Consider the following 13,111-nt stretch of genomic DNA (forward strand, 5'->3'; position numbering starts at 1 on the left):
CAGAACTGTTCACCATCCTTTGTGTGCTCAGAGGGCTTGATTTGCAGTCCGATCATTCCGACGAGGTCGGTGCGATCTTGTTTTCCGAGAGTCGTCTCGTTCCGTGCAAATTGAATGTCTCTGAATGAATCGCTGTCTTAGCGATGACAACTCAGCACTTCTCACTTTTCTGTTGAAGTCGTGTTGTGCTGCGTTTGATAACTCTTCATAAAGCAGCCGGTGTGCCAAAGCTCGAAAGACCGTTTTACAGGCGAAAACACCCTCCAGCTTCTCCTAGGTTACCTAACCTGACGGTGCTCCGGTGTCACTCTGATTTGCTTTGTCGTCGCTACGATCACAAAAGTGATCGCGAAATTGACACAGGATTTGATATGATTTCCTGATCTCTATCGCGCAAAGGAATCTTGTGATGTTATTTCAATTGCGACAGGTGTCGTTCTGGCTTGTTTTGGTCTCGTTGATTGTTTCAAAGGCCGAAGCCAAAAACGTGTTACTTCTGATTTCGGATAACCAAACCTGGCACGATGTCGGTTGTTATGGGAATGAGGTTGTCCTCACGCCGAATTTAGATCGGCTGGCGTCGGAGGGAGTTCGGTTTCGGCAAGCTTTCGCGACAACGGCTTCTTGCGGTCCAAGCCGGGCGGTGATTTACTCCGGGCTCTTGACTCACTCCAACGGTCAGTACGCACATCCACATGCGGAGCACAATCAGCAAATTCGTCCAACTGTGACGACCGTCTTCGAGAGGCTAAAGAAGAAGGGATACCGAACCGGTTTGATCGGCAAGGATCACATCAAGCCGATGGAGAAATATCCGATCGACTTCAAGCCGAGAGGGAGTTCACGAGATGTCGTCTGGATGGCGAAGCAGGCCGAAGAGTTTTTGAACACTAAGAGTAGTAGCGGGAGCGGAGAGAGCGAGCCCTTCTTCCTTGTCCTTTCGTTTTCCGATCCGCATCCGACTTCACGCGATGGGGTCGGTTGGGGAGCGGTCCGAGATTACCCGGGATATCAGACGCTGAAGTATGATCCCGATGACATCACCGTTCCCGGATTTCTGCCGGACACCGCGGAGGTTCGCGAAAGCATTGCCGGATACTATCAACAGATCAGCCGGATGGATTTTGGAGTTGGCTTGGCACTGCAGGCTTTGGAGAAATCTGGAACTGCGGACGAGACACTGGTCATCTTTATTTCGGATCACGGAACTTCTGAACCGGGGGCGATGGGGACTCATTACGAACCTGGAGTCCGTGTCCCGTTCATTGTTCGGACACCGAACGCAAAAGCAGGGCATGTCAATGAGGCGCTTGTTGCCTTCACGGATATTACCCCGACGATTCTCGATTGGACCGGAACGGATTTCGATACGAGTGAAGTCCATGGCCGAAGTTTTCTTCCGATACTCAATCAGCAAGATCCTCCGGAATGGCGGTCGGCGCTGCTGAGCCATGTTGCGCATGATGTCTTTGCCAACTATCCAATGCGAACGCTTCGCCATCCGCGATATAAGTTGATCTGGAATGTGACCTGGCAAGCAGAGTACCCACTTCCAATTGACACTTACGAGCGGCGACTCTGGGACGGCATCCGAAAGAACGCAGCGACTCACATTGGCCCGAGAACCGTCGAACAGTTTTTGAATCGACCACAGTTGGAACTGTACGATCTTCAGGCGGACCCGTGGGAAACCAGGAATCTTGCCGATGAACCAGAACATGCCAGCCGCAAAGCTGCGATGGTGAACGAGCTGGTTTCGAAACTGGAGAAGCAGGGTGACCCGTGGCTGAGAAAATATCGCCCAGGAACTCTTTCGCAAAGATAAGTCTCGCTGCGGAAGGGGGCTCTCGATCAAGGTGACGCTACGCATTCACTTCGAAGAAGAGAGCAACTGTTTCTTCGCCATCAAACGAGAGCCGATTCTGAGATTGAACCTGCCCGCAATGCTGTTTTGATGAAGTGTGGCTGCGATTCCAAAAACTTTTCCAGCGTTTCTGTTCGCGAATACGTACTCTGTGTCATAGATCCCTTCCGATATTGAATCACGCGATATTCGGCCACAGAATAATCTTGGTTTTTGAGATTCATCATTTGATATGTACAGTTTGGATACAAGTTCCGGTGGAGCGAGTGCTCGTGCGGAAAAAGGTCTGGGCTACTTCAGCCTGGTAATTCCTGATAGAATTGGTCTCGTTTTTAAACCGTCAAGCTGACCAGTGAGTCGACACGCTATGCCTTGCCTCCCATTCCGTTGCTCAGCTCTCTTTGCCCTCGTTCTGTTTTCATTAGCTCTTCCTTTGGGGCAGGAGATTCAGGCACAAGAGACTGTAAAGACTGATCTTGAAGAGACTTGGCAGACAATCTGGAGTCAGGACCAGCGAGTTGGTTACTCGCATTCGACATCGTCCGAGAAAAAAGTCGAGGGCGAAACAATCTTCGTTACCGATACTTTGCTCTCGATGACATTTAATCGCTTCGGTCAAACGCTCAGTATTCGGCAGCAGTCGCATGTCGAAGAGACTGAAGATGGGAAGCTCCTCCGCTTCAGCTCGACAATGGAAAATCCTCCGAACAGTAAAACTGTCACATCTGGATTTTTGCAAGGGGCTGAGATCAAGCTCACCAGTAAAGTCGCTGGCCGGTCGACCACAAAAACGATCTCAGGAATGGAAGATGTTTTCTCGCTCAGTTGGCCTGAACGCATCATTCAAGAGGGCAAGCTCAATAGAGGCGAGCCTCAAACGTTTGAAGTCTTCGCACCACAAATTGGAAACAAGGCGACGATCACAGTGGAGTACAGCAAAGATGTTCCACTTCCGAAAAAAGGAGCCTTTCACCGCGAGGTGACCTTGAAGGAGAAATTTGGTGGCGCCCCGCCGATTGAATCGATCATTACATGTGACCAAGACTGGTCGTTTATCAAAGTGTCGATGCCGTTGCTGAAGATGGAAATGCGAACAGCCACCGAAGATGAAGCGCTCGCACCGATTGGCGAGCACGAATTTGACCTCGCGACTGATACCATGGTTCGCGTTTCTGGAATGCAAAACGTTCAGCAGGCGAAGAGTGTCACTTACCGCATCGAAGTCGATGGTGCGAATCCGGCGGAGATCTTTGAGGAGTCAGACACTCAGAAAATCCGGGTGATTAATGACGAAACGATTGAACTGACGGTCAGCAAGAAAGCGTTGAAGAATTATCCCCGGCTCGAGGGGGAATCAACTTCTCCGGCGGATTTATTCATGCAGGCGAGCCAATACCTTGAATGTGAAGCTCCGATTCTCGTGTCACTCGCCAGCAAAGTGAACGAGGGGGAGTCTGTGGCTGAAACGTCGGTGGCTTTGGAAAAGTTTGTTAAGAATTATGTCTCCGACAAAAACTTCTCGACAGCGATGGCAACAGCTGCGGAAGTTGCAGAGAGCAAGGCAGGGGACTGTACCGAACATGCGGTCTTGCTGGCAGCTTTGTTGCGAATTAAAGAAATCCCTTCGCGAGTCGCAATTGGCTTCGTCTATTCCGCACCTCACAAAGCGTTTGTAGGACACATGTGGACAGAGGCCTGGTTGAACGAACAATGGGTTCCGCTGGATGCCACACTCGGGCAAGGTGGGACAGGATGTGGACATCTTACCATTACAACGTCGAGCCTCTCCGACGATGATGCTGCTCCAGCAGCTTCCTTTTTGCCAATGATTCACCTGTTGGGGCGAACGAAAATTGAGATTGTCAGCACCGAAAAATAATGAGCAGAAGGAGAACTCTGCCTGAATCTTTTCTGCGTCATGGTTAAACCGTGGAGCGAATTCGATACAATGTTGCCTGTAGCGAATTTGAAATTCATTCAGGTCGACAGATCGAGATAAAGAAATATCAATGAACATGGAAGATGAGCAGGAGCAGCAGCGTCCAGTCGCAATTAATCAGACGGCTATCGCACTCATTCGCCGCTGGTTTGAAGATCAATCGAAGTGGTTAGTTTTGCATGACGAAACTGTCGATCATCACCGTCTGATTGAAGCTCAGCGACTCGAAGAAGAATCATTCCGTGAATCCATTGATCGAGAAATTGCCTGGCAACTGAACCTTGAGCGGGGCAAAGATTATATCGTTTCAAGTGCTCCGCGATTGCATCTGGAGATTCCGATCGAAATTGCTCACGGATGTTCGGACAAGCAGGAAGTGCGAGTCGATGTTGTTGAGTTTTATCTTGTCGAGCTTTATGGAAGTTCTGCTCAGAAGAGTCTCGACAAAAACTCCAGTGTCCAATGGTTGAATGCCAGACAGTTTTTAGCTGAAGGTTCGAACACTGAAATCCTTTCGCGGCAACGACAAATTTTGCAACTCGCCGACATCCTGAACGAGGACGAGTCCGATGGAGATTTACGGGAAGAAATGCATTGAGTTCATCTCTCCTCACGGCCAAAGGGCCAGTCGCACCAAGTGCTTCGATCAGTTCAGTAAGCTGAAAAGACCTGCTGCAGTCTCTGCCTTTTCCTGCTTGATTCTATGCCTGCTGTCGTCGTCTGTTGTTCGTGCGGAGGCAATCACCGACCCAACAAGTTTGTCATTGCTGATCGATCAACGAATCTCAGCCCGCTGGAAAGCCGAAAACGTCACCCCCGCTCCGGTTGCTGACGATGCCGAATTCATGCGGCGTGTTTATCTCGACGTGACCGGGAAGATTCCGCATGCTTCGTCCGTGCGAGATTTTTTGGCGGACGACTCTCTCAATAAGCGGCAACAGCTGGTCGAAGGTCTTCTGGCGAGTCCGTCTTACATCATTCACTATACAAATCTCTGGCGGGCAGCGATGATCCCCGAAGCGGATGCTGACCAGCAAATCCGTGTCGCTCTTCCGGGGTTCGAATCCTGGTTACGTTCACGGGTTGCGGAGAACCGAAACTTTGCGGAAATCGTTGAGGAAATGCTCACACTTCCGTTTGACCAGCAGGCGATGCTTGGTTTGAACCAACTCAATCAATCAACTCCGGTCGCATTCTATCAGGCTAAAGAGGCCAAGCCAGAACGACTTGCAGCAGCGACTTCACGGCTTTTTCTTGGGATTCGTCTCGATTGTGCTCAATGTCACGATCATCCATTTGATAGCTGGAAGCAGGATCAATTCTGGAAGTATGCAGCTTTCTTCACGGATATCCCTGCCGCCCAAGTGCGTGGCCAAGAGGTGGTGACACGAAAAGAATCTCCCGGAACGATCAAGATTCCGGAGCTGGACCGCGTCGTGGAAGCGACATTTCTGGATCGCGAAACTGCAATCTCTGAAGGGGAGTCCCGAGACCGTACCGTATTGGCAAAATGGATTGTCTCTTCCGAGAATCCTTACTTCGCCAAGGCTGCGGTGAACAGAATCTGGTCGTACCACTTTGGAATCGGACTTGTCGAGCCGATGGACGACTTCAGTTCGAGCAATCCCGCAAGCCATCCAGAACTCTTAGACGATCTGGCTGAAGCATTTGTTGCCAACGATTTTGATTTCAAATTTCTCATCCGTGCGATTACCAGTTCGAAAACCTATCAGTTGAGTAGCCGGCAGACTGATTCCTCACAGGAGGAACCGACACTCTTTGCTCGTATGCCAGTCCGGGGGATGACTGCTGAGCAGATCTTTGACAGCCTCTCTGTCGCCACGGGGTATCGTCAGCCGTTCGATCCGGAGCAACCACTGAATTTTAATAACGATCAGGCACGTCAAGATTTTATTGCGATGTTTGGGAACCAGACGGAGTCGGCTCCTGATCGGGCGTCGACAGTTTTACAGGCTCTGGCACTGATGAATGGCGACTTTGTCGGTGATGCCACAGACATTGTTGAGAGTCGCACGCTGGCAGCCATCATTGATTCTCCGTTTCTGAGCGACGAGCAACGGGTCGAGGCGATGTATTTATCGACGCTAAGTCGGTTCCCATCCAAAATTGAGCGGCAAGAGATGCTTGATTACATCAAATCGAACCAGGCTGATGGGAGTCGCCCCGAAAGCTATGCAGATATTTTCTGGGTGTTACTGAATAGCAGTGAGTTTTTGTTAAATCATTGATGTCGGGCGCGTCTGCGAAGGGTTTTGGAGTGCAGGGTGTTAAAAAAGTAAATTTCTGCCACTATTTGTAAACTGTACCAAAGAAGATTTTTCTACATTTCAGGGGTCAAAAACTGCGTTCAGGAATAATTCTGGGGGATTTCGGAGAATTCTCGTGAGATTGAGTACGAAATCATCGCCATGAAGGTGGTCACGTTCCTTGACATAAATTCCCAAGCTGCCTTACGATACGCGATCTCTGAAAATGGCAGGCAGAATGGCTGACCTGTCATATTTTGTATCGGAACTCCTTACAGCATAAGGGGATGCGGCTCATGGCTGTTCCCAAACGTAGACATTCGAAATCACGGTCACGCAAAAAGCGTAGCCATAACGCATTGAAGCCAATGAAGTTACAGTATTGCCCACAGTGTGGGACAGCTGTTCCGTCGCACGTGGTTTGCCCAAATTGTGGTAATTATCACGGGCGAACCATGGTTGAAACCGAGGATTAACGAACGATGAAAATCGCTCTGGACGCGATGGGTGGCGATGAAGCTCCGCTGATTAATATTAACGGTGCAATTGAAGCCCTCGAAACATCTTCAGACCTGGAAGTCTTTTTGGTCGGGGACGCGCCCACTGTTGATTCATTGGTTGAGAGATCTGGTTACTCAGGCGAGCGGTTGACAGTGGTTCATGCTGACGGATTTGTTGGCATGGAAGAAAAGCCAACCGATGCGCTGCGTCAAAAACCAAATTGCTCGATCGCGGTTTGCTGGAAAATGATGGCAGGCGGCGAAGTCGAAGCGATTGTCAGTGCCGGAAACACCGGTGGTGTCATTGGGGCAGGGTTACGGACTCGACTGTTTCTCAAAGGTGTCAAACGTCCTGGTATTGCGGTTGTCCTGCCAACGATTTCTGGGCGATCCGTACTCATGGATGTTGGTGCTAATCCCGGCGCACGTCCTGAGCATCTTGCCCAGTACGCTTTGATGGGGTCCATTTTTGCTCGTGAGATTCTTGAGATCGAATCTCCGCGGGTCGGGTTAATGAATATCGGAAGCGAGGACGGAAAAGGGACTCCTCTGATAAAAGAAGCACACGATCTGGTTCTTCGCGGTCCGGTTGCCCAAAACTATATTGGGAATGTCGAGGGGCGAGGACTTTATCAAGGTGAGGCCGACGTCATTATTTGTGACGGTTTTGTTGGAAACGTCGTCCTGAAGGTGAGCGAAGGGATGGCCTCGATGATGATGGAAAAAGTTGCCCATCAGGTTCTTGGGGCGTTGAACGGCGAAAAAACGACAGCCGAGCAAGCATTCGGCCGCGTCGGAAGAAGTTTTGAATACAACGAATATGGTGGAGCACCATTACTCGGCATTGATGGTGTTTGCATGATCAGCCACGGTTCGAGTGACGCACGATCAATTCGGAACGCACTCCACACCGCAATGACGTTCAAGAATAGAAACGTTAATCAACACATTGTTGAGGCTCTCGCAGCGCAAACAGCAGCGAGTTCGTGAGTCGATAAAAGTTATGGATGGCTGACAGGTTTGCCGACAAGGCAATGGTTGTCGTCTCAAATTGGAACGGAGTGATGAGCCGAATTGGATTTCTTTTCCCTGGTCAGGGAGCGCAACATGTTGGTATGGGCAAGCAACTCGTCGAGCAGTATCCCGCTGCGGACGCTTTGTTCGATCAAGCCAATGAAATCCTAGGGTATGACCTTCGTCGGCTTTGTTTTGAAGGTCCATCGGAAGAACTCGACTCAACTGTCATTAGCCAGCCCGCAATCTTTGTGACGAGCTTGGCGGCTTTGGAAAAACTTCGAACTGATGCTCCTGATGTTGTCTTAGGCTGTGAAATGGCTGCTGGCCTGAGCTTGGGCGAATACACAGCATTGGTTTTTTCTGGAGCTATGAGCTTCGAGGATGGGCTGAAAGTCGTTCAAAAGCGCGGTCAGGCGATGCAGGACGCTGCAGATGCGACCCCGTCAGGAATGGCAAGTGTGCTACTGCTCGACTTGCCAGAAGTTGAAAAAATTCGCGATGAGGCACAAGCTGCCGGTGTCGTCGAAATCGCAAACTATCTCTGCCCCGGAAACCTCGTTTTATCCGGCAGTAATCCCGCGATTGAAAAAGTTCTTGAGATTGCTGAGGCGGCCGAAGCCCGTGTGGTTCCGTTGGCTGTCGCAGGGGCGTTTCATACGAAAATCATGCAGCCGGCAGATGATCGGCTCCGGGATGCGTTATCGACTGTCGAGATGAAGGCTCCGGAAATTCCGGTCATCTCAAATGTCGATGCGAGCATTCATACAGATCCAGATGACCTGAAAGACGTACTTGTTCGTCAGGTCATTAGCCCGGTTCGCTGGGAAGATTCCATTCGTTCGATGTTGGATCAAGGAATCGATGAGTTTTATGAAATCGGTCCTGGTCGCGTTCTGGCCGGATTGTTAAAGCGAATTCAACGTAAAATTCCTTGTACTGTCATCAACGATTCGTAGGAGCTGTCTCGAGTCGCATTCAGTGCTCGTGATTCATTGAAGCTGGATTGATTTCTTCAAAAATGCTTGATGAACGAGTTAGAAAGACTTCTTGAGGCTCCAGAATAAGTACTCATGCAGGTCCGTCAGGACACGAGAAATCATTTAAATCCGGTTCCGAAGTGGGACCATTCGCATTGACGTTTACACACTGTTCAAAAGCCGCTATATCTTCATTCGCCCTGCAGAAATAATTTGCAGGCCATATGAAAATGGAGGCACCATAGACGGTGTCGATCATTCCAGAAGGAGCAAGACGTGGACGAAAAAGTAATTGCAATTGTGAGTGAACAATTGAGCGTTTCCGAGGATGAAATTACCAAAGAAAGTAATTTCATCGATGATCTTCAAGCTGATTCGCTCGATTTGGTCGAGTTGGGAATGAAGTTTGAAGAAGAATTTGGCGTAACCATCCCAGACGAGGATTACGAAACGCTCAAAACCGTTGGCGATGCCATCGATTATATCAAACAGCGGGAAAGCGCTTAAACTATGCTCAAGCGAGTTGTCGTCACAGGCTTGGGAGTCGTTACCTCACTCGGTTGCGAAGTCTCCGAGTTCTGGGATCAGATCTGTGCAGCCAAAAGTGGTGTGAGTACAATCCGCCGCTTCGACTGTTCCAATTTCAAGGTTAAGTTCGGGGGGGAAGTTCAAAACTTCAATCTCGTCGAACACATGGACTTGTTGGAGAAAGAGGTCCGTAGATTGGATCGTTTTGTCCAGTTTGGGATGGCAGCTGCGCAAAAAGCAATAAATGATGCCGGAATCGACTTCACAGCTGGCGATCCGTATACACACGGAGTTCTCGTCGGCAGTGGAATCGGTGGGCTTAACGAAATCGAACAACAACATTCCGTTTTGTTCGATCGTGGTCCAACTCGTGTGTCACCGTTGATGATTCCTAAGCTGATGGTGAACGCCGCCAGCGGGAACATCTCGGTACGGTGGAAGTTGAAGGGGCCAAACAGTGCTGTTGCAACTGCTTGTGCTTCAGCGACTAATGCGATTGGAGATGCTTACCGGCTCATTCAGCATGGACAAGCCAATGTGATGGTGACCGGTGGAAGTGAAGCTGCGTTGACCCCTATGGGGCTCTCCGGTTTCGCTCGCATGCAAGCTCTGTCGACTCGCAACGAAGACCCAGGATCTGCCAGTCGTCCGTTTGATCAGGGGCGAGATGGTTTCGTAATGGCTGAGGGAGCCGGGATCGCGATCCTGGAAGAATACGAACACGCCAAGGCTCGCGGTGCAAACATCATCGCAGAAGTGCTCGGCTACGGGATGTCCGCGGATGGCAGTCATATGACCGCTCCTGATCCCGAAGGTCGCGGAGCAGCCCGTGCAATGTCTGGTTCACTGAAAGATGCTGGGTTAAATCCCGATTCAATTCAGTATGTCAACGCTCATGGGACGAGTACTCCGTTGGGAGACAAAGCGGAAACTTACGCGATAAAATCTGTCTATGGCGATCATGCCCATAAGTTTGCGGTCTCCAGTACAAAAAGCCAGATGGGGCATTTACTGGGAGCTTCAGGCGGTGTGGAATTCGTGATTTCTGCTTTGGCAATTCGCGATCAAGTCGCTCCCCCGACGATCAACCTCGACAATCCCGATCCTGCATGCGACTTGGATTATGTTCCAAACGAAGCTCGTGACATGCCGATTCAACGTGTGATGACCAACAGCTTCGGTTTTGGTGGTCACAACGCCTGTTTGATTCTTGGAAAAGTCTAAAGCTGCCTCATAACCTATGGTATTGCGTTTCTTTTCTGTATCAGAGAAGCGAACAGCATGTTTTGAGACCAGTTCTAGAACATCTTTTGAATTGGTTTGCAGGATCTGCCTCGTGGCGAACAGTATTTTTACTAGAGAAATGCGTTCTTCACAGGCGCACGGTAGAGCGAACTACGCTAAAGCGTTGAAGTGATTGCCAGACCCATGACGTTAATCTTCACAACAGCTTGGTCGTGATCCTCACGAATCGCATGCGCGAAGACCAGTTCGAGATACCCCATTTCATGCTTGTCGTGAATTCCAAGCGATTCAGGAATTCGATCAGGCTATGAATCTGTGAACCGGCTTGGGCATTCGGTGATTCATTTTTCTCCCGTTCCTTCTGCATACTGGTCGTAAAGTTTGCGAAGGCAATCTCGTAGATTTCCGTTGCAGGTTTGGAAGAGTTCGTGGAGCCTGTCGTCCGGGATGCTCTGTTTGATCTCTAAGTTTCTGACGAGACGAATTAACGTTTTCACGCTTGGTTGAAGCTCAATCAGTGTGGGGAGACGCCCTGGTTTGTGTGCTGTGATTAACAAGCCTGCGAATCGTTTCGTTTTTCGCTTCACTCTCTGCCAGTCCCAAAAGTTCAAGAGCCCTGCGCCGTCGAGAATGAGGACCATCTCTTTGCTGGAAGAGTCGAGCCATTCTTGAATTCGAACTTTGTTGCTGTCTCGTCCGTCATCCATTAAGCGGAGGGCCTTGTATGGAATCCCTGCTTGCTGCAGTTGGTTTTGCAACTCGTTCAACAGAGTTGTTTTGCCTGTGCCATGTGGCCCGATGATCGCTCCACGGAAATGGGCTGCTTTTAACCTTGAGTAGAAGAGGTTAAAGGAATCGTTTTCGAACTCGAAGGGGAGGGCGTGGACGCGATCGACACGAAATGGATTCTCACGGGCCTTCATTTGTTCAGCTCGAGAGATGTTTTGTCCTCGGCGATGATGGTGTTGGGAAAGATGGCCCGCATTTCATCAATTCCAATCGGGTCACCGGACTTATCTTGAGGGTCCGTGTGCACGATGATCAATCTTCCCACCTGGGCATCCTTCGCCAGTGTTGCCAAAGCGGTGGAGTGTGTATGTCCGGTTTGGTTTGCCCAGTCAGATTTGGAATCTGGAAAGTAGCACTCATGGACCAGTGTTTCGGCTCCCCTGATAAATTCAGTATACGATCCGTCCACAGTGGTGTCGGTCACGTATGCGAAGACTCCCTCCTCCAAGTGCACTTTGAATGCGGTTGATCCTCCGGGGTGGCTGTTCAGTTTCATCCATTCGAGTTGCTGGCCGGAGGGGAGTTGGAGTTCTCCCTTATCTTGGATTTCACAAAATTCGAATGGCGGAGGGACGGGAAAGACTTGCTCGGAAAAAAGCTGAGTTTTCACTGCGTTCAGAATTTCAGTGCGGGCATGGAGTCGTATCTGCTCCACTTTTCCAAGTAGCGGCAATGTGATGAGGTAGGTCAATCCGCAAATATGATCGAGGTGAGCGTGGGAGAGAAAGAGGTCGAGCGAGGCTGTCTCGACATGTTTTTCGACTCGAAATGCGCTCGTTCCGGCATCGAAGATCAGCCCGAGTTCAGGGAGCATCAGGCAGGCAGTGTGACGTTGTTCACTCGGGTGGAAGCCACCCGTTCCCAGGAATTCGACTCGCATCAGACCGCTCGTTACATCGAGTTTGCACGTCTTGTTTCAACAGTTTGACTCGAGTAGTTTGCTCGACCGTGTAACCGTGAAGAACGCGTTTCTCTAGTAAAAATGCTGTTCGCCACGCGGCAGATCCTGCAAACCAATTCGAAAGATGCTCTAGCTGACATTTTCAGCGTCGTGTTTCAGGATTCCTTTGACGATCACACGCAACTTTGGTTCGGCTTCGTTGGCAATGGCGATGATTTCTTCCACGCAGGCAGGTTTCAATGCGTCGGGGAAGCACATGTCGGTGATGACTGATAATGCGATGGTGCGAAGCCCCGAATGAACAGCCACGATCACCTCGGGAATGGTCGACATTCCGACTGCGTCAGAGCCGATCTGTCGTAAGAATCTGTATTCTGCTCGTGTTTCGAGATTCGGCCCGGCGATTCCGACAAACACTCCCTTGTGTGCGGCGAAGTTTTCTTTCCGAGCGATTTCCAGAGCGTAATCACCCAACTTCTGGTCGTATGGGGCGCTCATGTCAGGGAAGCGTGGACCGAGGCGGTCGTCGTTGATCCCGATGAGAGGGTTGTCGCCCATGAGATTGATATGGTCATCAATGACCATAATGTCTCCACACTGGTAGAAGGGGTTAAGCCCCCCCACAGCATTTGAACCAATTAAGAGAGACGCCCCCATCTCTTTGAAGACTCGAATCGGGAGAGTGATCTGCTTGAGGGGATACCCTTCGTACATGTGATGTCGACCTTCCATCGCCATCACTGGGATTCCGCACAACTCTCCACAGATCAACCGGCCTCGGTGGCTGGTCGCTGTCGATTTGAGGAAATGTGGAATCTCTTCGTAATCGAATTCTGCTTCAATGTCGATTTCCCCGGAGAAACCTCCTAATCCGGTTCCAAGGACGATTCCTGCGTGTGGAACTTTGTCCCACTTTGAACGAATCGTTGTGCAGGCTTCTTGAATTTGATTAAAAAGTTCTAGCATCAGGGCTTCTCACATCAAAATTGGTCGAATCAAAGTAGTTTTTTCGCACACTTTTTACAGCGAACGAGTTTCCCTTTGTTGCCGACCATTGCACCACATTTGGGGCATCGCTTCGTTT

Annotated in this window: 12 protein-coding genes; 9 read left to right on the forward strand and 3 right to left on the reverse strand. The window is 50.1% G+C overall.

The features are described 5' to 3' along the window. Nucleotides 1-409: 409 nt before the first annotated feature. The 9 genes from Mal48_RS04360 to fabF all read left to right on the forward strand — a co-directional run bounded on the left by Mal48_RS04360 (nucleotide 410) and on the right by fabF (nucleotide 10,316). Complete coding sequence (locus Mal48_RS04360; protein WP_145196496.1) at nucleotides 410-1,825, forward strand: sulfatase family protein; 1,416 nt, start codon at nucleotides 410-412, stop codon at nucleotides 1,823-1,825. A gap of 406 nt (nucleotides 1,826-2,231) precedes the next feature. Further along, on the forward strand, nucleotides 2,232-3,743 hold the full coding sequence (locus Mal48_RS04365) for a transglutaminase-like domain-containing protein (RefSeq protein ID WP_145196498.1): 1,512 nt from the start codon (nucleotides 2,232-2,234) through the stop codon (nucleotides 3,741-3,743). Nucleotides 3,744-3,873: 130 nt separating this feature from the next. Next, a complete protein-coding gene (locus Mal48_RS04370; protein ID WP_145196500.1) occupies nucleotides 3,874-4,401 on the forward strand; it encodes a hypothetical protein in 528 nt (175 codons plus the stop codon). Then, nucleotides 4,373-6,052 carry a DUF1549 and DUF1553 domain-containing protein gene (locus tag Mal48_RS04375; protein WP_145196502.1) on the forward strand — a complete coding sequence of 560 codons (1,680 nt, stop codon included), beginning with the start codon at nucleotides 4,373-4,375 and terminating at the stop codon, nucleotides 6,050-6,052. The genes Mal48_RS04370 and Mal48_RS04375 overlap by 29 nt, the downstream gene beginning before the upstream one ends. Nucleotides 6,053-6,366: 314 nt before the next feature. Further along, entirely contained in the window at nucleotides 6,367-6,546 is a 180-nt protein-coding gene (rpmF, locus tag Mal48_RS04380; RefSeq protein ID WP_145196504.1) for a 50S ribosomal protein L32, read from the forward strand. A 6-nt stretch (nucleotides 6,547-6,552) separates the two neighbouring features. Then, entirely contained in the window at nucleotides 6,553-7,560 is a 1,008-nt protein-coding gene (plsX, locus tag Mal48_RS04385) for a phosphate acyltransferase PlsX (protein WP_145196506.1), read from the forward strand. 74 nt (nucleotides 7,561-7,634) lie between these two features. After that, entirely contained in the window at nucleotides 7,635-8,543 is a 909-nt protein-coding gene (fabD, locus tag Mal48_RS04390) for an ACP S-malonyltransferase (protein WP_145205721.1), read from the forward strand. Between the two features lie 297 nt (nucleotides 8,544-8,840). After that, nucleotides 8,841-9,071 (forward strand): acyl carrier protein, encoded by a 231-nt coding sequence (gene acpP / locus Mal48_RS04395; protein WP_145196508.1) that lies wholly within the window; start codon nucleotides 8,841-8,843, stop codon nucleotides 9,069-9,071. Between the two features lie 3 nt (nucleotides 9,072-9,074). Further along, a complete protein-coding gene (gene fabF, locus Mal48_RS04400; protein ID WP_145196511.1) occupies nucleotides 9,075-10,316 on the forward strand; it encodes a beta-ketoacyl-ACP synthase II in 1,242 nt (413 codons plus the stop codon). A 362-nt stretch (nucleotides 10,317-10,678) separates the two neighbouring features. Here the strand turns inward: fabF and Mal48_RS04405 are convergent, their stop codons facing one another. The 3 genes from Mal48_RS04405 to Mal48_RS04415 all read right to left on the reverse strand — a co-directional run bounded on the left by Mal48_RS04405 (nucleotide 10,679) and on the right by Mal48_RS04415 (nucleotide 12,993). Further along, complete coding sequence (locus Mal48_RS04405; RefSeq protein WP_145196513.1) at nucleotides 10,679-11,260, reverse strand: AAA family ATPase; 582 nt, start codon at nucleotides 11,258-11,260, stop codon at nucleotides 10,679-10,681. Then, the gene (locus Mal48_RS04410) at nucleotides 11,257-12,006 is read right to left on the reverse strand and encodes an MBL fold metallo-hydrolase (protein WP_145196515.1); all 750 of its coding nucleotides are present in this window, start codon (nucleotides 12,004-12,006) and stop codon (nucleotides 11,257-11,259) included. Before Mal48_RS04410 ends, Mal48_RS04405 begins: the two co-directional genes overlap by 4 nt. Before the next feature lie 150 nt (nucleotides 12,007-12,156). Next, nucleotides 12,157-12,993, reverse strand: coding sequence for a purine-nucleoside phosphorylase (locus Mal48_RS04415; protein WP_145196517.1), 837 nt, complete (start codon nucleotides 12,991-12,993; stop codon nucleotides 12,157-12,159). Nucleotides 12,994-13,111: the final 118 nt, after the last annotated feature.

The organism is Thalassoglobus polymorphus (genome assembly GCF_007744255.1).
In the GTDB taxonomy this organism is placed as follows: Bacteria; Planctomycetota; Planctomycetia; order Planctomycetales; family Planctomycetaceae; genus Thalassoglobus; species Thalassoglobus polymorphus.